Origin of the sequence: Endozoicomonas sp. ALB115, from assembly GCF_049310245.1 — a bacterium.
Lineage (GTDB): Bacteria > Pseudomonadota > Gammaproteobacteria > Pseudomonadales > Endozoicomonadaceae > Endozoicomonas.
The window spans coordinates 1-22,028 of sequence record NZ_JBLYZG010000040.1 but is presented as its reverse complement, the minus strand read 5'-3'; the positions used below and the strand labels follow the sequence as shown (position 1 = coordinate 22,028).

The 22,028-nt window shown below is 49.5% G+C and carries 21 protein-coding genes, 1 tRNA gene and 1 pseudogene; 11 read left to right on the top strand and 12 right to left on the bottom strand.

The features are described from left to right. The first annotated feature begins 7 nt into the window (after nucleotides 1-7). The 8 genes and pseudogenes from ACO6VE_RS16530 to ACO6VE_RS16495 all read left to right on the top strand — a co-directional run bounded on the left by ACO6VE_RS16530 (nucleotide 8) and on the right by ACO6VE_RS16495 (nucleotide 8,939). Nucleotides 8-1,846, top strand: coding sequence for an ABC transporter ATP-binding protein (locus ACO6VE_RS16530; protein WP_422462390.1), 1,839 nt, complete (start codon nucleotides 8-10; stop codon nucleotides 1,844-1,846). Nucleotides 1,847-1,967: 121 nt separating this feature from the next. After that, on the top strand, nucleotides 1,968-2,165 hold the full coding sequence (locus tag ACO6VE_RS16525) for a hypothetical protein (protein WP_422462389.1): 198 nt from the start codon (nucleotides 1,968-1,970) through the stop codon (nucleotides 2,163-2,165). Next, nucleotides 2,131-2,972 (top strand): annotated as a pseudogene (locus ACO6VE_RS16520) (hypothetical protein). Before ACO6VE_RS16525 ends, ACO6VE_RS16520 begins: the two are co-directional and overlap by 35 nt. Nucleotides 2,973-3,033: 61 nt before the next feature. Then, nucleotides 3,034-3,534 (top strand): GNAT family N-acetyltransferase, encoded by a 501-nt coding sequence (locus ACO6VE_RS16515; RefSeq protein WP_422462387.1) that lies wholly within the window; start codon nucleotides 3,034-3,036, stop codon nucleotides 3,532-3,534. A 189-nt stretch (nucleotides 3,535-3,723) separates the two neighbouring features. Then, the gene (locus ACO6VE_RS16510; RefSeq protein WP_422462385.1) at nucleotides 3,724-4,422 is read left to right on the top strand and encodes a Type 1 glutamine amidotransferase-like domain-containing protein; all 699 of its coding nucleotides are present in this window, start codon (nucleotides 3,724-3,726) and stop codon (nucleotides 4,420-4,422) included. 104 nt (nucleotides 4,423-4,526) lie between these two features. After that, entirely contained in the window at nucleotides 4,527-7,601 is a 3,075-nt protein-coding gene (locus ACO6VE_RS16505; RefSeq protein WP_422462384.1) for an efflux RND transporter permease subunit, read from the top strand. After that, entirely contained in the window at nucleotides 7,598-8,656 is a 1,059-nt protein-coding gene (locus ACO6VE_RS16500) for an efflux RND transporter periplasmic adaptor subunit (protein ID WP_422462383.1), read from the top strand. The genes ACO6VE_RS16505 and ACO6VE_RS16500 overlap by 4 nt, the downstream gene beginning before the upstream one ends. A 207-nt stretch (nucleotides 8,657-8,863) precedes the next feature. Then, nucleotides 8,864-8,939 (top strand) — tRNA-Lys (locus ACO6VE_RS16495). A gap of 50 nt (nucleotides 8,940-8,989) precedes the next feature. On the opposite strand, the gene ACO6VE_RS16490 is transcribed toward ACO6VE_RS16495, so the two are convergent. Together ACO6VE_RS16490 and ACO6VE_RS16485 are read right to left on the bottom strand one after the other, a co-directional pair. Beyond that, on the bottom strand, nucleotides 8,990-10,303 hold the full coding sequence (locus tag ACO6VE_RS16490; protein WP_422462382.1) for an NAD(P)/FAD-dependent oxidoreductase: 1,314 nt from the start codon (nucleotides 10,301-10,303) through the stop codon (nucleotides 8,990-8,992). A gap of 125 nt (nucleotides 10,304-10,428) precedes the next feature. Beyond that, nucleotides 10,429-10,668 (bottom strand): DUF3094 family protein, encoded by a 240-nt coding sequence (locus ACO6VE_RS16485; RefSeq protein ID WP_422462380.1) that lies wholly within the window; start codon nucleotides 10,666-10,668, stop codon nucleotides 10,429-10,431. 186 nt (nucleotides 10,669-10,854) lie between these two features. Between ACO6VE_RS16485 and ACO6VE_RS16480 the strand changes: the two genes are divergently transcribed. After that, complete coding sequence (locus ACO6VE_RS16480) at nucleotides 10,855-11,631, top strand: SAM-dependent methyltransferase (RefSeq protein WP_422450161.1); 777 nt, start codon at nucleotides 10,855-10,857, stop codon at nucleotides 11,629-11,631. A gap of 39 nt (nucleotides 11,632-11,670) precedes the next feature. Here the strand turns inward: ACO6VE_RS16480 and ACO6VE_RS16475 are convergent, their stop codons facing one another. The 3 genes from ACO6VE_RS16475 to ACO6VE_RS16465 all read right to left on the bottom strand — a co-directional run bounded on the left by ACO6VE_RS16475 (nucleotide 11,671) and on the right by ACO6VE_RS16465 (nucleotide 14,393). Beyond that, on the bottom strand, nucleotides 11,671-12,468 hold the full coding sequence (locus tag ACO6VE_RS16475) for a hypothetical protein (RefSeq protein WP_422462378.1): 798 nt from the start codon (nucleotides 12,466-12,468) through the stop codon (nucleotides 11,671-11,673). 183 nt (nucleotides 12,469-12,651) lie between these two features. Continuing rightward, entirely contained in the window at nucleotides 12,652-13,662 is a 1,011-nt protein-coding gene (locus ACO6VE_RS16470) for a nucleoid-associated protein (protein ID WP_422462376.1), read from the bottom strand. Nucleotides 13,663-13,790: 128 nt separating this feature from the next. Further along, nucleotides 13,791-14,393 (bottom strand): TetR/AcrR family transcriptional regulator, encoded by a 603-nt coding sequence (locus ACO6VE_RS16465; RefSeq protein ID WP_422450164.1) that lies wholly within the window; start codon nucleotides 14,391-14,393, stop codon nucleotides 13,791-13,793. A 169-nt stretch (nucleotides 14,394-14,562) separates the two neighbouring features. On the opposite strand from ACO6VE_RS16465, the gene ACO6VE_RS16460 reads away from it, so the two are divergent. Then, entirely contained in the window at nucleotides 14,563-15,108 is a 546-nt protein-coding gene (locus tag ACO6VE_RS16460; RefSeq protein WP_101747754.1) for a thioredoxin family protein, read from the top strand. A gap of 4 nt (nucleotides 15,109-15,112) precedes the next feature. On the opposite strand, the gene ACO6VE_RS16455 is transcribed toward ACO6VE_RS16460, so the two are convergent. From ACO6VE_RS16455 to ACO6VE_RS16425, 7 genes are all read right to left on the bottom strand, one after another. Next, complete coding sequence (locus tag ACO6VE_RS16455; RefSeq protein WP_422450165.1) at nucleotides 15,113-15,721, bottom strand: tRNA-uridine aminocarboxypropyltransferase; 609 nt, start codon at nucleotides 15,719-15,721, stop codon at nucleotides 15,113-15,115. A 109-nt stretch (nucleotides 15,722-15,830) separates the two neighbouring features. Next, a complete protein-coding gene (locus tag ACO6VE_RS16450) occupies nucleotides 15,831-16,106 on the bottom strand; it encodes a DUF406 family protein (protein WP_422462375.1) in 276 nt (91 codons plus the stop codon). Between the two features lie 136 nt (nucleotides 16,107-16,242). Continuing rightward, nucleotides 16,243-17,304, bottom strand: a complete 1,062-nt coding sequence (locus ACO6VE_RS16445; protein WP_422450167.1) for a hypothetical protein — start codon at nucleotides 17,302-17,304, stop codon at nucleotides 16,243-16,245. A 232-nt stretch (nucleotides 17,305-17,536) separates the two neighbouring features. Continuing rightward, the gene (locus tag ACO6VE_RS16440) at nucleotides 17,537-17,785 is read right to left on the bottom strand and encodes a DTW domain-containing protein (protein WP_422450168.1); all 249 of its coding nucleotides are present in this window, start codon (nucleotides 17,783-17,785) and stop codon (nucleotides 17,537-17,539) included. Between the two features lie 109 nt (nucleotides 17,786-17,894). After that, on the bottom strand, nucleotides 17,895-18,170 hold the full coding sequence (locus ACO6VE_RS16435) for a DUF406 family protein (RefSeq protein ID WP_422450169.1): 276 nt from the start codon (nucleotides 18,168-18,170) through the stop codon (nucleotides 17,895-17,897). A 101-nt stretch (nucleotides 18,171-18,271) separates the two neighbouring features. Next, nucleotides 18,272-18,739: a YjiG family protein gene (locus ACO6VE_RS16430; protein WP_422462373.1), complete on the bottom strand. Its 468-nt coding sequence runs from the start codon at nucleotides 18,737-18,739 to the stop codon at nucleotides 18,272-18,274. A 2-nt stretch (nucleotides 18,740-18,741) separates the two neighbouring features. Beyond that, the gene (locus ACO6VE_RS16425; protein WP_422462371.1) at nucleotides 18,742-19,431 is read right to left on the bottom strand and encodes a nucleoside recognition domain-containing protein; all 690 of its coding nucleotides are present in this window, start codon (nucleotides 19,429-19,431) and stop codon (nucleotides 18,742-18,744) included. 420 nt (nucleotides 19,432-19,851) lie between these two features. Between ACO6VE_RS16425 and ppc the strand changes: the two genes are divergently transcribed. Continuing rightward, nucleotides 19,852-21,939, top strand: a complete 2,088-nt coding sequence (gene ppc / locus ACO6VE_RS16420) for a phosphoenolpyruvate carboxylase (RefSeq protein WP_422462369.1) — start codon at nucleotides 19,852-19,854, stop codon at nucleotides 21,937-21,939. Nucleotides 21,940-22,028: the final 89 nt, after the last annotated feature.

The following is a 22,028-nucleotide window of genomic DNA, read 5'->3' as shown; positions in this document are numbered from 1 at the left end:
TGGCCATATGGTTAGCTACTTAACTCTGTCTTCCGGGCCTTGGGAACTGGGTGGAAACGTGTTGGAAAGGAATAAGAACAATAAGCAGCAGTTTATACGGCTGTTGAATTATGGAAGACCCTACCGGCGGCAGCTGGTGCTCAGTCTGTTGCTTATGTTACTGGGTACCGGTGCCACGCTCTATGCGCCGGTATTAATGAAAACGTTTATTGATGACCATGTGGTTCCCCGTGACTGGGATCAGAATGCCCTGATCCTGCTAGCGGTTGGTTTTATGGCAATGTACCTGATGGCCGCTGTGATGAGCTGGTTTGAAGCCATGCTGTTTCAAAAGGTGGCGCTGTCGGTAGTACACGATATTCGTCGTCAAGTGTTTAATCACCTGTTCCGGTTACCGATGGCTTTTTTTGACCGGGAGCCGGTGGGCAAGCTGGTGTCAAGGGTGACTAACGATACAGAAACTGTTCGGGACCTGTTCGTTCAGGCACTGCCTGATACCATCAAAGGTGTTGTCACCATTATTGGCGTCATCATTGCCATGTTTTTGCTGGATGTTCGGTTGGCACTGTTCTGTCTGGGCATTCTGCCCATTATTGTTGGCTGTATTTATCTTTATCAGAAATACAGCCATCCGGTGTTTCATGCATCCCGCGCTGTGCTCAGTGATATCAACACCCGGATTAATGAATCCATACAGGGGATGTCGGTTATTCAGGTATTGCGTCAGCAGAAGCGGGTCAGTCAGCAGTTTGAAGATACGTGTCAAGAGTATCAGCGGATTCAGAATCGTCTGGTGATCATTAATGGCGTGCTCTTGAGGCCAATGGTCCATTTTGCTGCCATGTTGGCGCTTGCATTAATGGTCGGTGGCTTTACTGGTCAGGCATTGAGCGGGCCGGTAGAGATCGGGTTGCTTTATGCGTTTATAAACTATCTTGATCGTATGTTTGAGCCATTGACCCATATCACCATGCAGATGCAGGTTTGGCGGCAGTCAGTAGTTTCTGCTGAGCGGGTTTTCCAGTTGATGGATGAACCGGTTGAGGATAGACCGGAGCGTAAGAATGGTGTGGTTATTCAGCGTGGTCGTATAGCGTTTCGTGATGTTGAGCTGTCTTATGATGGGGTTAACAAGGCATTGGATGGTATCAGTTTTACCGTTGAGCCCGGGCAATTTGTCGCACTGGTTGGCCATACCGGCAGTGGGAAAAGTTCCATTGTTAACCTGTTAATGCGGTTTTATGAATACCAGAAAGGTTCAGTGCTGATAGATGACCAGCCCCTGGCTTTATTTTCCGAACAGACCTTGAGAGACAGCCTTGGGCTGGTGTTTCAGGAGCCTTTTGTTTTTCAGGGCAGTATTGCTGAGAACATCCACCTGGGAAAGGCTGACATCTCTGATCAAGGAGTAAAAGAAGCGGCTAACCGGGTTCAGGCATCTGGCTTTATAGAACAGCTTCATGATGGCTATGAAGAGAAAATGGGTGAACGTGGGCAGTCACTGTCAAGTGGTGAGAAACAGTTGTTGTCGTTTGCCAGAACCCTGGCCCAGGACCCTGCGATACTGATCATGGATGAAGCCACTGCCAATATCGATAGTGAAACCGAGCTGGCGATCAAACAGTCGTTGTTTACTCTGAGGCAGGGCAGAACGACGTTAGCGATTGCCCACCGATTGAACACTATTGAAGACGCAGATCTGATTCTGGTGATGGAGCGAGGCAAAATAGTTCAGCGTGGAACTCATCAGTCACTGCTGAAAGAGCCGGGGTTGTATCGGGATATGTTTAAGGCACAGCAGGATGTTGTAGTGCAGGAGTCTGACAGGTTGTCGCTGGTCAGCTAACGTCTGCCAGGCCTTTTGCAACCGTATGTTTGCAAACAGACAAATATCGTCGTTTAAAATAAACCGAAATTATACACTGATTGTTTAAACCATATAGATCGGGAAACGAAGAGTTAAGCCTATGAAGTTGAAACTCCTGACAGTTGCTATTGTCGGTACCGTGTTAATAACAGGCTGTGCAGTTAGCTCCCATCATTCTCTTGAGAAGCACGAGGAAGTAGCTCAGGCCCCTGAGATTTCTGGTATTGAGTACGACAATATGGATTCATCCGTGCGTCCGCAGGATGATTTCTATCGTTATGAATGGTCAATGGCTTGATAAAACAGAGATACCGGAAGACAAATCACGCTATGGTGCCTTCAGCAAACTTTATGATGCACGACAATCTGAACTGAATGCAATCTATGTGAGCCAATCCGGGTTGGGGCTTCCTGATCGGGACTACTACCTGTACCTGGAAGAGGGGGAGCGATATAAGGCTATCCGGCAACAATACCAGGATTACATGACCGAGCTTTTGGTCTTGGCGGGTCAACCAGAGCCGGAACAAGTGGCAACGGGGATTATGGCGCTGGAAACAAGGCTGGCTGAAGTTCAGTGGTCTCGCGTGGAGCGACGTGATCCGATAAAAGCCTACAACAAAATGACAGTAGCTGATGCCAATCAATTAATGGGGGATTTTGATTTTTCCCGGTATCTCCGGCAGGCCGGTGTTGATATTGACCAAGTGATTGTACGTCAGCCGGGCTACTTTGAAAAACTGTCGTCCATTATCAGCGGTACTGATATCTCGACATGGAAAACTACCTGACATTCCATACGTTAAACAGTTATGCGTCGTCTTTAAGTGAACCCTTTGCCCAGGTACGTTTTGATTTTTACGGCAGAACGTTAAGAGGTATTGAAGAGCCTGTACCACACTGGAAGCGGGGTGTTGACGCAGCGGATGATGTACTTGGCAAACTGTTGGGTAAGAAGTACGTGAAAACGTACTTTCCACCGGAAGCAAAAGCCAGAATGTCAGTGTTGGTTGATAACGTTATTGATGAATTCTATAAAGCCTTTGAGGTGGAAGAAGGTGATGGTATGTACCGTAAACCAGAAGACCGGGTAAAGATCTGGTAATATCAGTCGTGCTTTCGCCTCCTGTCAGGTACAGGAGGCCATTTAAAAAGGAGTTTGCTCAATGGCTGAAATTATTATCAGATCCGTAGAAATGAACGATGCGGATCATCTCAGAAAACTCTACGAGGGAGAGCGGGCTTATTCGGGTACACTGCAGCTCCCACGACCATCTCTGCAGTTCTGGGAAAACCGCCTGGAGAAGAGCAATCGGGAAAGTGTCCATCAATACGTGGCAGAAATAGATTCGAAAGTGGTTGGTTATCTGTTTCTGGATAACCCACCCAATCCGCGACGACGCCACGTAGGTTATCTCGGAATGGCCGTTCATGATGACAGCCAGGGGCAGGGGGTTGGCAGTGCCTTGATGGCAGCCATGGTGGATCTGGCAGATAACTGGCTGAACCTGCGAAGAATGGAGTTGACGGTGTTTGTGGATAATGAACCTGCAATTAAGCTCTATAAAAAATTTGGTTTTCAGATAGAAGGCGAGTCACCGGATTATGCTTTTCGAAACGGTGAGTATGTTGGTGTTTACCATATGGGCAGGATTAACAAACGGTAATTGAGCTTGTATGACTTTTGCCAGAAATCAAAGAGCAGGTTAGGGAACCAGTGGCAGATACGTTATCGGGCACTTTCAGCCTGAGGAGGCTGGAAGTGCCCGATTATAATAAAAAGTTGCCACCAACGGGATTGGTCAAAATCAGATGCTTACCCTGAAATACAAGAATTAATAAAAGACAGTGAATTTATGAGTAGTCAGCAGATTATCGCTCTTGGTGGCGGTGGATTTTCCATGGAGTCTTCACCGGTACTGGATGATTATATCCTTCGGCAAGGTGGAAATAATCCGAGGATTTGTTTTCTAGGCACAGCATCCGGTGACAGTGAGAGTTATATTACTCGTTTTTATCAGCGTTTTGCTCAACGGGAGTGTCAACCTTGTCATCTTGAGCTGTTCCGAAGAGATGGCCGGGATATTGAGGCTTTTCTTTGCTCACAGGATGTGATTTATGTTGGCGGCGGAAACACGGTCAATATGCTGGCTATCTGGCAGCTTCATGGTGTTGATCAGGCGCTGAAAAAAGCATTGAACAGTGGAACCGTGCTGTGTGGGTTAAGTGCCGGTTCAATCTGCTGGTTTGAAACAGGGGTTACTGATTCCTTTGGCGGTGATTTGCAGCCATACCCATGCCTGGGCTTTTTACCAGGAAGCCATTGTCCACACTATGATGGTGAAAAAAACAGAAGGCCTGCCTATCAGGAATTGATTAAACACGGTCGCCTTTCCCCGGGTATTGCAGCAGATGATGGGGTTGGTCTTCATTACATCAATGGGGAATTGAGTCGAGTAGTGTCTTCAAGGCCGGGTGCTGCAGCATATCGTGTGGAGATGGAGGCGGGGCAGTTAGTTGAGACTCGTCTGGTTAGAGAATTGTTAATCGAATGAAGGAACTGAACGTGTAGCTGGTTGATCTCAATGTGGGGAGACAGCAGAAAAACTATCACCTTTATATGTAGATTTTTTGAGATGAAAACAAGAACTAAAGTAATATGAACCTGACCCGCTTCTCCATCCACAACCCGGCCGTGATTGCTATTGCGGTTGCGCTCACTTTCCTGTTTGGCCTGTTGAGTATAAGTCAGCTGCCCATTCAGTTGTTTCCTGATATTGACCGTCCTCACTTATCGGTAGAGGTGTTCTGGAGGGCAGCGGCACCGGAGGAGATAGAATCAGAAGTCACAGATCCACTGGAACAGGCGCTTAAAGGTCTGCCAGGGTTGAAGATGATGGAAAGTGATTCCGGCAGTGGACGTGTTGAAATTGATATGGAATTTGCCCTGGGCACGGACATGCAGGAAACCTTGCTTGAGGTGATCAATCGCCTGAATCGGGTTTCTGGCCTGCCAGACAATATCCGTGGACCGTTTGTCAATAATAATGGCTCCAATGACAGCCTGACCTGGTTTTTTCTTCAGCAGTTACCGGGCAATGATCGTTCCATTAAAAGCTATCAGGGGCTGATTGATTCCCGGGTGAAACCGGTGCTGGAAAGTATTCCCGGTGTTGCTGGTGTCGCTGTCCGTGGCGAAGGGGAACAGCAGCTGGATATTGTTTTTGACCCATGGCGTGCCGCAGAGCTTGGGGTCACTATTCCTGAACTGGCAGCTCGTGTAGCCACCGGTTTTGATGTCTCCGGCGGTACCCTGAATATCGGGCGTCGTGAGTATAAACTACGGCTGGCGGGTAAATATGAGATTGACCAGCTGGGTGACATGGTGGTGTCCTGGCGTGACGGTTTGCCAGTGTACCTTCGTGATCTGGCAGATATTTCAATAAGCCGGGGTAAGGAGCGAACGCTGCGCATTCAGAATGGCAACCCGGCCATTGGCATGCAGATTTTCAAAGAGTCTGGTGCCAATGCCCTGGATGCATTACTGGGCATCAAGTCAGCAGTTAAAAAACTGAATGACGATGTGTTGGAGCCTGAAGGGGTGAAGATGGTTCAGTCCTTTGATGCTTCGGTATTTATTCAGCGCGCCCTGGATATGGTCAGTACCAACCTGCTCTTTGGGATTTTGCTGGCCATCGCCGTTCTCTGGTGTTTTTTGCGGCGCTGGCGGGCAACGTTGATTATTGCCATGTCGATCCCTGTGTGCCTGATGATTACGTTGGGTATTCTGTTTTTCACTGGCCGTACCTTAAATGTTATTTCTCTGGCCGGGCTGGCATTTTCTGTTGGCATGGTACTGGATGCCGCCATTGTGATGCTGGAAAGCATCGTACGACAGAGGGAGAACAGTAATATCGAACCAGTTAAAGCGGTGGAAGTGGCGTCGTCCAGGGTATGGGGCGCACTGCTGGCATCAACGCTGACGACGATCGCCATCTTTCTTCCCGTTATGCTTCTGAATGATGTGGAGGGGCAGCTGTTTGCTGACCTTGCCCTGACTATTGCGGTTTCGGTGGCTGTTTCATTGTTGATTGCCATGACGGTGCTGCCCACCGCTGCCGCACGGTGGTTACCACAACAGGAATTTAAAGACCACTACCGCCATATCTGGCAGGGAATAAGTGACTGGATTGTTCGCCTGACCTCAACCAGCCGTCGCCGCTGGCTGATTATTGTTGTTCTGATGGGGCTGCCAATCGTATTAACCCGTGTTGCTATGCCCCGAATGGATTATCTGCCGGAAGTTAAACGGGATGCTGTTGACGTCTGGTTTAATTTTTCTCCGGGAACCAGTGTCTCATCGGTTAAGGAAGAGGTGGTTCCACTCCTGATTGAACGGCTTAAACCGTATATGGAAGGTACTGCTGAGCCAGCATTGAAAAATTATTACTTTATTCTGTGGCCCGGTGGCGCAACCATGGGGATTCGAGCGAAAGACCAGAGCCAGGTGAAAGTGCTGGAAAGGTTGGTCAGACAGGACATTGTCAACGATATTCCCGATGCAACGGCTTTTGCCCGCCAGGGCAACTTGTTTGGCAATTATGGCAGTGGTAATGGCGTCAATCTTGATCTTCAGTCAGATAACCTTCCCGGGCTTTATACCGTAGCAAAGCGGGTGATTGGGCTAATACAGGAGGAGTTGCCCGGTGCTGATGTACGGCCTTTTCCCGGGCTGGATTTTACTGCACCGGAACTAAGGCTTTTGCCGGATGATCGTCGCCTTTCTGAAGTGGGTTGGTACCGGGGCAGTCTGCCAGTGATCATACAGAGTCTGGGAGAAGGCATTCATCTGGGAGAATATTTTGATGGCCAGGAGAGCCTGGACATTATTATGCGCAGCAATGAAATCCGCTCCCCCCAGGTGTTGGAAATGACACCGTTGATGACCCCTGCCGGGTTTGTTGTTCCTCTTGGTGAGCTGTTGTCGGTCGAGCCCAGACTGGGGCCGGAAAGTATTCGCAGGGTTGATCAGCGACGGACGCTGACCCTGTCAATTTCACCAACCGATGATATGACCCTGGAAGACACACTGGATTTTGTCGAGCAGACCATTGTCCCGAAAGCGTCTCAATTGATTAAAGACGGGATTAAAGACGGTGGCCAGATAAAAATTTCCGGTAATGCTGATAGCCTCAAGCAAGCGATTAACAACTTACTGAATATTTTTATCTTTGCACTGTTGATTTTAATGATCCTGCTTTGGGGGTTATTCAGGTCCTTCAGAGACACGCTGCTGGTCATCCTGACGCTGCCACTGGCCACGGTGGGTGGTTTGCTGGCGATGGTTTTATTGAATGGTATTACCGCTCAGCCCATGGATCTTTTGACCATGGTCGGCTTTATTATTTTGCTGGGGCTGGTGGTGAATAATGCCATTCTATTGGTTCATCAGGCTCGAAGTGGTGAACGTTCAGGAATGAACAGAAAACAGGCGGTCCAGCAGGCACTGGTTAGCCGGATGCGCCCGATATTTATGACCACATTGACCAGTATCTTTGGCATGTTGCCGCTGTTATTAAGTCCTGCAACGGGCAGTGAAATATATCGTGGGTTGGCAGCCGTGATTATTGGCGGCATGACCATCAGTACAGTCTTTACATTAGTGCTGCTTCCGAGCCTGTTACGGGTCGGGGAAAAAGAGGTGGCTGATACCAAAATGGAGTCAAGCGCATGAAACGATTACGTCTGAACGGTATGTTGATCCTGCTGGTGCTGGTTGCTCCCGTTAGCTTCGGTTCTACCGCCGTGACCACGGCTGTGGTGGAAACTCATTATTCAGCCCCTGTTCATTGGTTGAACGGCTCTGTAATCAGCCGGGAGAGTGCCAGGATCAGTGCAGAAGTGAGTGGTCGTATTGTCTGGCTGGCGGATTTTGGACAACCATTGCAAGCAGGTGATCTGCTGGCCAGAGTGGATGATGCAGCGCTAACACTGGAAGTGGACAGTCAAGAGCTGGCAATGCTCAGGGCCCGTGAGAAGTTTGAGTATTTGAATAAAGAGCTTGATCGTCTTCAGGCATTGCATAAGAAGAAAAGTATTTCAAAAAGTGTGTTGGATACAGCGGAACATGATTATCGGATTGCCAAACTGGATTGGCAGCTGGCTACTGTGAATCATAAGAAGGCGCTTGATCAGTTGCAAAGAACCAAGATACGAGCACCGTTCGCCGGAGTGATTAATGATCGAATGTCGGCTGCTGGTGAATATGTCTCTATTGGTGACCCCCTTGTCCAACTGATTAATACCGGACAGATTGAGGTGAAGGTTCAGGTGCCCATTGAGCTTTCAGGCTATCTGGATGAGCAAAACTTGCTGGAGATCCGCGACGGTGAAAAAACTTACCAGTCACAGTTGATTAACCGGGCGGGGGCGGCAGATTCAAAGTCCAGGTTAATGGAGGTGCGTCTCAGCCCGATTGACGTTAACTGGGCTCCCGGTGCTCCGGTGAAGGTTGCCATACCACTGAAAAAACCGCTGAAAGCATTGAGGGTTCCCAGGGATGCCGTGGTCATGGACGGTGGTGGGCATAAGGTTGTTAAGGTCATCCGGGAAAGCGAGGTTTATCAAGCGCAGCCTGTGGCTATTGAAGTGCTGTCTGGCAGTGAGCTGTATGTAACGATACGTGGGGATGTGTATCCCGGTGATCGGGTGGTCGTACGAGGTGCCGTTGGTTTAAAGGCTGATGATGTGGTGACGCTGGTTGATGGCGAGTTAAAGAACGCTGGATGATTTCAGGATTTCTACCGTGCAGTGGACTGCTCCACAATTATGGCAGATCACTTTATTATGGGACGGGTTGCGGGAATTACTGAGTGATACTTTCGTCCTCGGGCTTTACAAGCTCTATGGGGATGGGTAATATCGTCGCCTCTCTGGTTCGCAGTCGGTTGTGAACAAGGAGCGTTCTGTCTATCAGCCTGTGGCTGGTGCAGAAATGGGTCGTTAGCTCAGTCGGTAGAGCAGTTGGCTTTTAACCAATTGGTCGTAGGTTCGAATCCTACACGACCCACCATTTTCCAGTTTTTATAGCCGTTGGTGAACTTTTTGCCAGCGGCTTTTTTGTTAGTGAAGTTTAAGCTGTGGTCGGGTTGTCCTGCTGATCAGGTCCTTCAGAATCAATGTTCCGGTTCTCAGTTTGCCAAAGAGTGTCATCTGGTGCATCCGGTACAGGCTGATGTAAAACCATTTGGCCAGTGTTCCCTCAATCATCATATCGCCGGTAATGGCACCCATCAGATTGCCCACGGCACTGAAACGGCTCAGGGAGATCAGGGAGCCGTAATCCTGGTAATTGAATTCCAGCGCTGTGGAGCCATTGGCCTGGGCTATCAGGCTTTTGGCCAGCAGGGATGCCTGTTGATGGGCCGCCTGTGCCCGGGGAGGGATGGTAATATGTTCATTTTTACTATCGATCAGGGTGCAGCTTGCACAGTCGCCCATAGCGTAGATTTGATCGTCCAGCGTCGTTTGTAAGGTTGAACGGACAACCAGTTGATTGATCCGGTTGGTTTCCAGTCCATCTATATCGGACAGAAACTCAGGTGCTTTGATCCCCGCTGCCCAGATTCTCAGGTCAGATTCAATAAACTCACCATCACGGGTGGTTACCCCGTCAGCCTTGATTTCGCTCACCATCTGTCGGGTCATTACCCGAATCCCCATTTTGCTTAACTGCTTTTGAACACTGTTGCTGATTCGAACCGGCAGTGCAGGCAGTATTCTTTCGCCTCCCTCGATGATGGTTACTTCCAGATCCTCCGGCTTGATGGCATCCAGTCCATAGTGGGCCAGTTCAATGGCGGCAAAATGGAGTTCTGCGGCCAGCTCCACGCCAGTGGCACCGGCGCCAATAATGGCAATGCGAAGCCTGGTGCTTTCGTTATTGCTTGCCTGGGCGTGAAGGTAGTGGTTTATCAGGGTGGTGTGGATTTTCTCTGCCTGTTGACGGTTATCCAGGAACAGGCAGTGCTCCCTGGCACCGGGTGTATTGAAGTCGTTGGCGGTACTGCCGACGGCAATAACCAGCTGATCGTAGGCCAGGGTGCGGGCAGGCACCACCTCGTGACCATTGGCATCCTTAACAGGGCTGAGTCCGATGGACTTTTCAGCGCGATTCAGGCTGGCCATCTTGCCGGGAATAAATTTGAAGTGGTTCCATTTGGCCTGTGCCAGATAGCTTAATTCATCTTCGAAGGCATTAAGGGAGCCAGCGGCCACTTCGTGCAGGAGCGGTTTCCAGAAATGGGTATTATTGGCATCAATCAGGATGATTTCAGCGCGCTGTTTTTTGCCGAGTTTCCTGCCCAGGCCGGTGGCCAGTTCAAGTCCCCCGGCTCCACCACCAACGATCACGATTCTATGGAGTTTGTTCTTCACATTGATTCCAGTTTTTTCTATTAATTATGTATGGCTGTTATAGGGGCTGTTATTGTTTCACCGGAGAGCCGAACTTATTGTTCATGGCTATTTTTTTGCCTGCGTTCTGGTTGCAGGTCATCCTCTCAGTCAGGTAAAACCAGGTAGCCGATGATCCGGCTTAAAACACCAAGCACAACAATAACAATGGTTAGCCAGGCCATCAGGCGCAGAGGCTTGAATGGCGAGCGCTCGACCTCATTAACCCCTTCTTTTAAATACTGATCAACCCGCTGCTGGTCTTCGGGGTACAGCCGTTTGGATTGTTGGGCGGAACTGGCAATGTGCTTTTTATCGGCGACAGGCGCTGAAGTATTTTGGCTCATGGTCATAACTCCCTTTCTTCAGCCCAAACATAGTACATTCTGAGATCGGCGGAAAGGTGATGGGATGGTTTTTGACCGATTTATCAATCTGACTGGCGGCATCGGGTATTTTGCGTTCCGGGCAATGGCTGGTATTAATATAAGGGCAGGGCACTTTCGAAATCACTTTCGGTCAGAGGCAAAGGCATGGCATTTAACAGGGAGTTGTTAATACTGGCTTTCCGACAATGGCGTTATCAGTGGCGACAGAGTTTCAGGGAGCTGAAGCGCTATGGCAGAAACCCACGGTTTGTTTTTCCATGGTTATGGTTGAAGCTCAGTTATCTGCTGGATAGTCCGTACGCGGTCAGTCGTCGTTACCAGCGCCGTATCAAGGCAGAGAACATTTATGTCTACGGTGAAACACCCCTGACCAGTCTGGAGTTAATTGCGGAAAGATCAGGCGTGAGCTCGGACGATCATGTGTTTGAGCTTGGTGCCGGGAGTGGTTTTACCAGTATCTGGTTGCAGGGGGTTAAGGGGTGTCAGGTTACCGCTATTGAGCAGATTCCACTGTTCTGCTGGCGTTTGCAGCGTACCAGCCAGCGTATGCGGTTGCATGGCATTGATGTTCGTTGTGAAGACTATCTGACGTCGCCACTGGAAAGCGCATCAATTATCTATCTGTATGGCTCAAATCTTGATGATCATGTCATTACCGGGCTGGCAGAGCGCCTGGCTGAACTGCCCGCTGGCATCAGGATTATTACCGTCAGCTATGCGCTGCAGCCATTTCTGCATCAGCAGGCGTTTAAGGTGACTGATCAGTTTACGGTGCCTTTTGAGTGGGGTGAAGCGGAGGTGTTTCTGCAGGAAAGGATGTCGGCAACTGAAGTGCTGACGATTATGGCACCGGGGAGTCATGAGTCAGACAGCTATTCTTGTATCGTTCCGGAGAGCGGTATGGTAGAGAATGAAGAATGATGCTTTTGTACGTGATAGCCGTGGCTGAAAAGCGCTTATTTAGAGCATACGTTGGACGGAAGAAAGCCTGCGAACAATCCGTTTGCCATAGCGCACAATCAGATCAGGTATCTTCCGTTCCGGAAACCGCTCAAAACTGCTGTGAATAAACGACCAGGCGGCGTTTGCCTGTTTGACGGGTACCATGGCGTGGGGATGATCACCTAACTCATCATTAAAAGCCGTCATTCGCTGGTGGAACCGGTTGGCCTGTGCTTTCAGTTGCATTTGGTTGGTATTGGTGATCTCGGTATTTTGTTCTGAAACCAGCAGGTTCAGGTAGTCTCTGGTCATGTATTGCATCAATAGCGCTTGCTCCAGAAAGCGCAGATTGGCCTTGTCTCCAGCCAGAATATTGGTGACCTTTTGCCTCAACAGCAACAGCTGGCGATCCATCTTGGCCAGTACCCGCAGTAATGAGGTTCCAGAGGGGGGGGCAGAACTGGCTGGAATGGTGCTCAGCCAGGTAATGTGTTTGTTGACCACCGGCCAAAGGGATACGACGGTGACCAGCAGTTTATTGGCTTCAGGATCATCAAGGCTTTCTGGCAGCGTATTGATGGTGATGTTGACTGATTGCTGTGCCAGCTGCAGCGCGTTTCTGGCATCCTGATCGAGAAAATCCAGCTGCAGTCGGTGAATGCTGATCAGTATGTCGTTGAGCATTATTTGCTGCTGGATAATGGTGGCAGGAGATAGGGCAGGGGGTTCTTTTTCGCTCGCTTTTACACCGAATGCCAGCAGGATTGTGGACAAGGTGATGACCGTTGTTGCACGAAAAACTGCACGAAAAATCATAGTGGCTTCCGGGTTGTTTTTCATCAGGTGTTTATCGGCAAGCGGGATGCTCGCTGTAGGAAGCAGACCTGAAGACCCTCTGCGCTTAAAAGCGTGTGCAGTGTGATGCAGGCACCCATCCCTGGGCGTCAGATCAATCCCTTGTGTTTATTTGTAGCAAATTTGTTCTGGTATGGATACTGCTTAATTCTGCTTCAGCTGTGCTTTCAGTTTGTCAGGAACCCCGGTGATGATCAGCTGGTCGTTGGTTTCATCATAGCGAATCTGCCCGCCCAGCAGCTCGGCATCAAAAGAGAGGCTGAGTCCCTTGCTTCGCCCGGTATAGCGTACCAGCTGGGTCAGCTTGCGGCGTTCAGGGGACATGGGGGTACTCATGTCATAATCCCGGGTGTTGACAAAGCGGGCAAAGTCATCCGGGCCAGCTTCGCTGAGGTGGCCTGTCAGCTCCTGCATTGACAGACTTTCCCCTTCATCCAGTTTGTTCTGGCAGTAATCATAAACCTGCCGTTTCACAATCGTGCGGTTTTCTTCTACCGGTTCTTCCTGGCAATACGCCTCCACTGCCTTGAGAAGGGTGTCCGCTTCGTCTTTGCTGCTGCTGGTTTCACTGCAGCCAATCACCTCCTGGAATACGGTGCTGAGACGTTTGCCCCCTTTTGGCCGGAGAAACGATAGATAGCGCCCCGCTTCCGGGTTTTTCTGCCAGTCGGTAATGTTGATGCGACAGGCCAGGGACATACGAGCAGTGTCCAGATAGGACGTGTCCTGAATGGTCAGCTCATCAGTAATGGTGACACTGTTCTGGCTGCTGAGCATGCAAAGCAGCAGATAACGGGTCAGGCCCTGTTGATAGTCTGCGAACATTACGTAGCCACCATTGATGGCTCCGGCCTCACTGAGGTTTTGCCCAAGGCTGGTCAGTGTTTCTGTGGTGAACTGGGTAAAACCGGTGGCCTGTTCATCGGAGCTTTGATCCATATATTGCTTCAGGCGTTCGGGAAAACTGTCCTCTGCCAGATCGGAGAACTGGCCATAACACTTGTCGGGTTTTTTATTATAGGTTTGCAGCAAGTCATCCAGTACCAGCTCCAGAGAGGGGGAGGAGACCAGGCTCTGGGAAGCTGGAGTGGGCTGTAACTGCTCTGAACCATGGGCAAGGTCCAGTTTGTGCACAATAATCTGTTTGATGGTCATGACTTGATGCTGGAAAGTCCGAATTGATAGCTCAATATGGTACAGGGATTCTGCGTGTTTTGCTTTACTCGACAAACTCCCGGCACGGCCTGAAGGTGGGTAATGGATCAAGTTCATTATGGCAGGCATTACTGGTGCGGGATGGAAGTAAAGAGGTTATTCAGGCTCTGTCTGACCTGTTTGTCCAGGGCATGCTGATTCGGGTTCACTTTGGCCATCAGCTGAATGCTCAGATACAGGTTCAGCAGCTCGCTGGCGATAACTTCATGATTAATAGTAGCGCTGCTGTTTTTTTTCGGTTCTGTATATTTCTCAATAAAATCAATAAAGCCTGTTCGCAGCATCTGGATGCCTTTCTGCACCCGTTCTGATGCATCGGACGGCAGTAGATGGAGCTCATTGCTGGTGGTCACCAGGAAACAACAGTTGCGGTAGCTGGCCTCCTGACCATGACGATAACCGGAGGTAAAAAAGCGTCGGAGATCCAATAGCGTGGGACTGTAGGCCAGGTACTTATCGATTCTTGGTTGCAGCTGCCATTCAAGGTAGTGATCAAGAGCGCAGAGAAATAATTGCTCTTTATTCTGGAAATGATAATAAAGGCTACCCGGATGCATATCGGTAACCTCTTCCAGTTGCTTCAATGAGCAGGCATAAAACCCCCTGGACCAGAAAAGCTCAAGGGCATCGCTTAACACCTGTTGTCGATTGAACGAGGATGATCTTCCCATAGGCTTACTATTGATTATTGTCACCCTAAGTTAGCAGAGTTTTGACCTCTGTAAACAGCCTTGTGGTGCCAGGGCATGGCTTATGCCATGATTTCGTTGAATTGCAGAAACGTCGCGGACCACCATATCCACTATGGTTAAACAGGTTAAATAACAAAGGTGATACATCATGGCGCTCACACCCTCTTCTATGGTTGAACTTGGTTTTCAGGCTCCGGATTTCAGTTTGCCGGATGTTTTTTCCGGGACCGAAAAAACTGTGGCTGAGGTGGCCCGAAGTAAAGGGCTTCTGGTGATGTTTATCTGTAACCATTGCCCTTATGTTGTGCATATTGAAGAAGCGCTGGTGGCATTGGGTAAAGAGTTTCATGGCACGGATCTGGGCATTGTCGCGATCAGCGCCAATGACGTGACCGATTACCCCCAGGATCGCCCTGAGTTGATGGCCCAAAAGCCCTATGGCTTTCCGTATCTTTATGATGAAACTCAACAGGTGGCTAAAGCCTATCAAGCGGAATGTACGCCAGACTTTTTTCTTTTTGATGGAGATTTGAAGTGCGTTTATCGCGGACAGTTTGATGGCTCAAGGCCGGGGAATGGTAAACCGGTGACAGGAGATGATCTTCGCAGTGCCATGACCGCTTTGCTAAAGGGCTTGCCAGTCAGTGAAGATCAAAAGCCCAGTGTCGGTTGCAACATCAAGTGGCGTAAATAGTTACTCAACCATTTCTCTGCGGATAATTTTTCTTGAAAATCTCCTGCCCCATGGCGTTGATTTGCTGGTCAATCATCAGGCTGAATGTGTCCAGAAGCTGCTGATGTGCCTGGCTATCCCGGCTGGCCTGACGCAGCAGGGTAACCGCTGCTTCTACCGTTGATAAGGCACCTTCTCCCGGTGCTTTGCGAATGCGATAGTCGGATATGGCAAGCTCGGTGAGCTCAATACTGGGGAGTTGTTGCAGTTGTGGGTTGCGGTAATAGATCTTTTTGGCCTTGCGCCAGGTTCCATCCAGGATGATCAGTGCTTCCGGCATCGCTGTTCGCAGAATATCCTGGCTGGCGTGGGCATTAGCCCCGGGAAATAGCAGATAGCAGTCCTTTTCTGCCAGCGTTGTTTGGAGGTGTGTATGATCGGAAAAATCTTCCCCCACCCATACCTGGCAATTACCGATGCCCAGCTCCAGAATGCGAGCCGTATTCAATGGGTGCCTGGACTCCCGGGGATGCTGCAGAATAATTATATCCATGCAGGCGGTTTCTTCTTTTAGCGCTGAACAGTAACACTGCGTTTCCGGGCGTTGGCATCGAGGGCATAGGGGTCTGGGCATGAGTGTTAATGTCTGGCTTATGTTCGGGAGGCCTGGCAAGGACTGCGAGGTGGATAGCCAGCGAACAGTTTATACCATTCGCCCGGTGACTGTCTTTTTGGCTGGAGAATCAGGCGTTCTTCATCTGAAAAATCAGTTTTTCAGCGGTGCAGTCAAACTCAAACATGGCGCGAATCACGGTCTGACCATGTTCATCAATGGTTTCAGCAGAGATTTTGCAGTTGCCGGAACCGATTTTTGCCGCCTCTTCTTTCAGGGCATCAAATCGTGATTCAGCATTGACGCCAGAAAGATCGATCGTCAATACGGTATCGTCTTCTTTAATAACGGTGCCAACTTCTACGCAGTTACAGGCAAGGCTTTCAAATGGATCTTTCTCATTCATGGCTACTACTCACAAAAATACAGTCGTCCAGACAAAAAAAGCCGGGAAGTCCCCAGCTTTTTTATTGTTGAATCTGGATCATAGCGTTGAATAAAGATTCACACCAGCAGATTCATGACAAACGTGTAGTGTATCATCAAGCCATCAAGGATTGATCACGTCTTTCTTGTTCTTGCCGCCTGGAAATTACATAAAACTGATCCGCTACTCCGACCCGGTAGAGTGCACTATGGCAGCGTTTGCAAAAAACAGCCAAATGACCCAGACATTCATATATGGATCTGTTTGATAAGGAAGATATGTCAATACCAGGTTGTTGCTTTCTTGTGAGGGCAATGCCTTCTAAGACATATTCATGAAATGGCTGGCCAACACCATTCCTGTCAAAATCACTGATTAGCTCTTTTAATGCACCATTTCTTTCTAAACGGTAGGGATTATCTTTAAGGTAGCTATAGATGTGATCAAAAAAGCTTTTTTCCTTTTTCGCAGTGTGGCTTGCATAAAACTCTCTTCTTTCATCCGAGAGCTTGGCAAAGTTAGCTGACTTATCGAGCTCCAGTTCGTTGCCGACAAACTTTTCTTCCAGTTGACGAAGATGGTGAGAATCAATGGGATACATTTCTAAAACTCGACCCAGATAACCAATCATTCCATCATCGTAAACAAGCGTGTCACCGATAAGATTTAAGGTTTCAATAGAACGCTTCTCTTCTGGTAGCAAGTATTGACGTAATCTCGCTGCACCATTGTAGTTTTCATCTTTCGTGTACGCGGTGGCGACCCAATCAAAAAAAATATCGAACATTTCAAAGTATGGATGGAACGCCTGCCAGTAAAAATCATCTCCGAAGATATCTTTTTCATAAGGGCATTTGTGAAAACTCAAATAATCATTGAATAATTCGAGAGTCCATCCGGAAGAGCGAGCTGGTGCTTGCCCGGGAGTTGCTGCAGGAACCAAATCTGATGCAGTCTGATTTGCTGAATTGTTCGGAGGTAATTCTGTAACATGCCGACTGGACAGGGGCTGCTGCGCATAATCTGTACCGTAAGGGGGATTTTGTCCATCTCCGACCTGATGGAGTTGGCTATCGGTGTTGGTACTCCATGTTTCAGTCGCAGGTTCCACATTTTCTTCAGCTGCTAACTGATTGCTCCAGCGCGCAGGGCTGGTAAAGTTTAATGTACGATCCATGATCAAAACCTTTTTATTTGAGTGGTAGAAGGAAATCACTGCAACCAAGTCTGCAATTATGCTGCATAGTCGTATGGGTTAACTTGTGCCAAGCCTCAAGCATCATAAACCTCAGTCAGTTCAGGGTCTCAGCTTTACTTATCTTTAAACAAAAACAACTGGCATATCGCCATCCCATAGCTAAAGCAATTAGGATAATACAAACATTCTTATTAGCGTCATGACAGAGGTGTTAGCAATACTGTACATTAAAGACAGCAAAACTGTTTCGCCTACACATAGCTGATCTAAAATCTTCACCCACCCATACCTCGCAATTACCGATGCCCAGCTCCAGAATGCGAGCCGTATTCAATGGGTGCCTGGACTCCCGGGGGTGCTGCAAAATAATTATATCCATGCAGGCGATTTCTTCTTTCAGCGCTGAACAGTAACACTGCGTTTCCGGGCGTTGGCATCGAGGGCATAGGGGTCTGGGCATGAGCGTTAATGTCTGGCTTATTTTCGGGAGGCCTGGCAAGGAGTGCGAGGTGGATAGCCAGCGAACAGTTTATACCATTCGCCCGGTGACTGTCTTTTTGGCTGGAGAATCAGGCGTTCTTCATCTGAAAAATCAGCTTTTCAGCGGTGCAGTCAAACTCAAACATGGCGTGAATCACTGTCTGGCCATGTTGATCAACGGTTTCAGCAGAGATTTTGCAGTTACCGGAACCGATTTTTGCCGCCTCTTCTTTCAGGGCATCAAATCGTGATTCAGCATTGACGCCAGAAAGATCGATCGTCAATACGGTATCGTCTTCTTTAATAATGGTGCCAACTTCTACGCAGTTACAGGCAAGGCTTTCAAATGGATCTTTCTCATTCATGGTAACTACCTTCACAAATATAAAGTCATCCAGACAAAAAAAGCCGGGGAAGTCCCCGGCTTTTTTATTGTTGAACCCGGATCATAGCGTTGAATAAAGATTCACACCAGCAGATTCATGACAAACATGGCCATCAGGGAGTTCAGGATACAGATGCCAAACAGGACAGGGTAACGGCGACCCTCCGTCCCGATAACACCAAGAATACGTCCAGCGTATTGAATGGTGGAACCCATCAGGTAGATAGCAGGTGCCAGAATGGCAATGTCGCGGGCGTGCAGGGCGCCTTCATTCAACAGGCCTACGGCAACACCAACGGCACCTCCCATGGACATAACCGCTGCCATCAGTACGGCAGCCCCTTCACCGGGTACTCCAAACAGCGCCATAACCGGGCCAAACACGGTGGCCAGAACTTTCAGAAAACCGGTCAGAGACAGAATCTTGATGATCACGAAGGCCATCATGATATTTGGGATAATGCTCCCGATACCAATGCCCCAACCCTTACGGGCGCCTTCAACAAAGACGTCAGTGATCATCTTTTTACTTTCAGGTGCAGCACTCATGATCAGTTAGCCTCCGCAGTGATTGCTTTTTCGCCGGATTTCTTGTCAATGGCCTTGAGGTAGAAACGCATAATGTTGGCACCGACGATTTTAAAGATAAACATTACCGCCAGGGCCAGACCAATAGAACCGGGAACGGCAGCGCCCGTGGTGTCAGACAGGGTGAACAGTATCGCACCGGAACCGAAGAAGTTGACGATCAGTGCACCTCCGGAGAACTGGAATGCAGTAAAGACATCTTTTTCTGTGTCAGTCAGTTCGCCTTCATCCGCCAGGGATTTGGTCAGGCCCGCACCCACGTCGGTGGACTGCAGACTGCCGATAATGGCCAGACCGGTTGAACCGGGAATACCCATCAGAGGACGAAGCAGGGGTGTCAGCATTTTACGGGCAGCTTTCAGCGCGCCATAGTGCTCAAGCACTGCAATCATACCCAGGGCGAACATGGCCGTTGGTACCAGACCCAGGGCAAACAAAAAACCATCGGCCGCACCGCTACCACCCACACCACGGAAAGCGGCCATGCCACCCGTGGCGTCTTTCATCAGCTTGCCAAAGCTGCCGTTAAGGGTGGTGAAGTCAAAGACACCGTACCACTCATTTGACTTCAGAAGTCCGGAAAAGAACACGACAGCAAATGCCAGTGTTATATAGGCTCCAATGGAGACCTTCTCCTGGTCATCAGTTTTCATTGTTTCCCCCTGGGATATTTACAAGCGTTGTAGAAATCAGAGTTAAAACTTGCATTGCCTGAGAGCTTATAAGTCTGCTGTGGAAGATAGAATCAGGGTTAGACGCAGTATTTCGTACTTTGGTTTCGGTTCTTACGAGGCAGTGTTCCCATGTCAGTGGACTTGCGCTTTGCTGATAAAAACGACGGTGTTTTACTGTGTTGAACATTGAAGAAATTGAAAGGGAACAGGGTGTTTTACTGTGAGGGTATGGTTTTTTTTGTGAGTAGGTGATTTCCCTTTTTTCTTACGTGTATCTGGTATAGGCTGCGCTTGGTTGTACTCATTTAACAAGTAAATTGTCGTGGGTTAATACGAGTCAGGCTTACCAAGACTTACAGAGGCAAAGTGGGCCGGAATAACATCGAAAGGCAAAGAGCTATGTCAGAAAAGCCAACAGAGAACCCATCGTCGCTGCGTCAAAATGTCAATATGCTGGGTACCTTGCTGGGTGACGTCATCCGCGACCACAAGGGAGAGGACTTCTTCAATAAAATCGAGGCTATTCGTCAGTTGTCCAAAGCGGCCCGCAGTGATGCCGAGAGTGATGACGGTCTGAATGAACAGCAGGCCCTGTTAGACCTGCTGCACAGCCTGCCTGATGATGAGCTGGTACCTGTGGTACGATCTTTCAGCCATTTCCTGAATCTCACCAATATTGCCGAGCAGTTCCACCTGGTATCCAGAGACTGTGAAACCAGCCACTGTGTTCCTGATCACTTCAGTGAATTGCTCAAGGCGCTGAAGCAGAAAGGTCTCAGCGATCAGCAGATTGCCGAGAAAGCATCAGAGCTGGATGTTGAGGTGGTACTGACTGCACACCCGACCGAAGTAACCCGTCGTACATTAATTCAGAAATATGAGCAGATATTCCAGTGCCTGAGTGACCTGGAAAACCAGTCGCTCAGTGATAACGAACAGCAGCGCATTGAACAGCGCATTCGCCAGCTGATTACTCAGGCCTGGCATACCTATGAGTTTCGCAGTAAACGACCAACACCGGTTGATGAGGCAAAAGGTGGCTTTGCCACCATTGAGCACTCCCTGTGGCATGCGGTGCCACAGTTTGTCCGTCAGATGGATGACCGCCTGCAAGCGTTCACCGGTCACCGCTTGGCAATTGAGGCGGCACCCGTGCACTTTTCCTCCTGGATGGGGGGCGACCGGGATGGTAACCCGTTTGTAACATCTGAAGTGACCCGTGAAGTATTGCTGCTCAGTCGCTGGATGGCGGCAGACCTGTTTTTAAGGGATCTGAAACCATTGATCAGTGAGCTTTCCATGAGCGATTGCAGTGATGAGCTGCGGGCGCTTGTGGGGGACTCTCGGGAACCTTACTGGTCTGTGTTAAAAGAGTTGCGGGAAAAACTGAGACATACCCGTCAGTGGTGTGAGCGAGGTCTGGCCAGACCCGGGGATGCACCGGCAACACCGACGGCGGGCGTTATGCTTGATAATGAAGATCTGATCAAGCCATTAAGATTGTGTTACGACTCTCTCCATGCCTGTGGCCTGGGGGTTATTGCCGATGGTCCTCTGCGGGACACCCTGAGAAGAGCGTACTGCTTTGGTCTGACGCTGATTAAACTGGATATTCGTCAGGAGTCTGGCCGTCATACTCAGGTGCTCAGCGAGCTGACCAAGGCCCTGGGTCTGGGGGATTATGAGCACTGGGAAGAACTGGAAAGACAGAGCTTCCTGCTGAAAGAGCTGCAAAACCCAAGACCTCTCTTGCCGAATACCAAAGGACCACTGAAGTGGTCGCCATCACCGGACGTGCAGGAGGTTTTAAACACCTGTCGTGTCATAGCCGCCGAGGGCTCCAGGGCACTGAACTGCTATGTGATTTCCATGGCCAAGCAGCCATCGGATGTATTGGCGGTGGCTCTACTGCTGAAAGAGTGTGGCGTGGATTTCGACATGCCCATTGCACCACTGTTTGAGACACTGGACGACCTCGACAACGCGGCGGAGTGTATTCGTCACCTGCTGTCATTACCCTGGTATCGCGGTTATTGCCACGGTGGTCAGATGGTGATGATTGGTTATTCTGATTCTGCCAAGGATGCGGGCTGGATGGCGGCTGGCTGGGCTCAGTACCGCGCCATGGAAGAGGTGTCGGCGGTATGCGCTGAGGCCGATGTCCGGTTGACCTTGTTCCATGGCCGTGGCGGTACCATTGGCCGTGGTGGTGGCCCGGCCCATGCGGCGATTCTTTCCCAGCCTCCGGGGTCGGTCAATAACCGCCTGAGGGTGACTGAGCAGGGGGAAATGATCCGCTTTAAGTTTGGCTTCCCACAAGTAGCCGTCCAGAGTCTGATGCTGTATGCCAGCGCCACACTGGAAGCAACCCTGTTGCCACCGCCAGTGCCAAAGCAGGAATGGCGTGAGGTAATGGATCAGTTGTCAGCGGATTCCGTGAAGGTGTACCGGGGCATTGTTCGTGAAGAGCCTGACTTCGTACCTTAACGTGAGTTCGATGCTCAGAAAGCCATAGGCAAACCTTCTGTCAGTGCTGTTACATCAATATGAGGCTTTCTGGGCTGCCGGGTATAAGC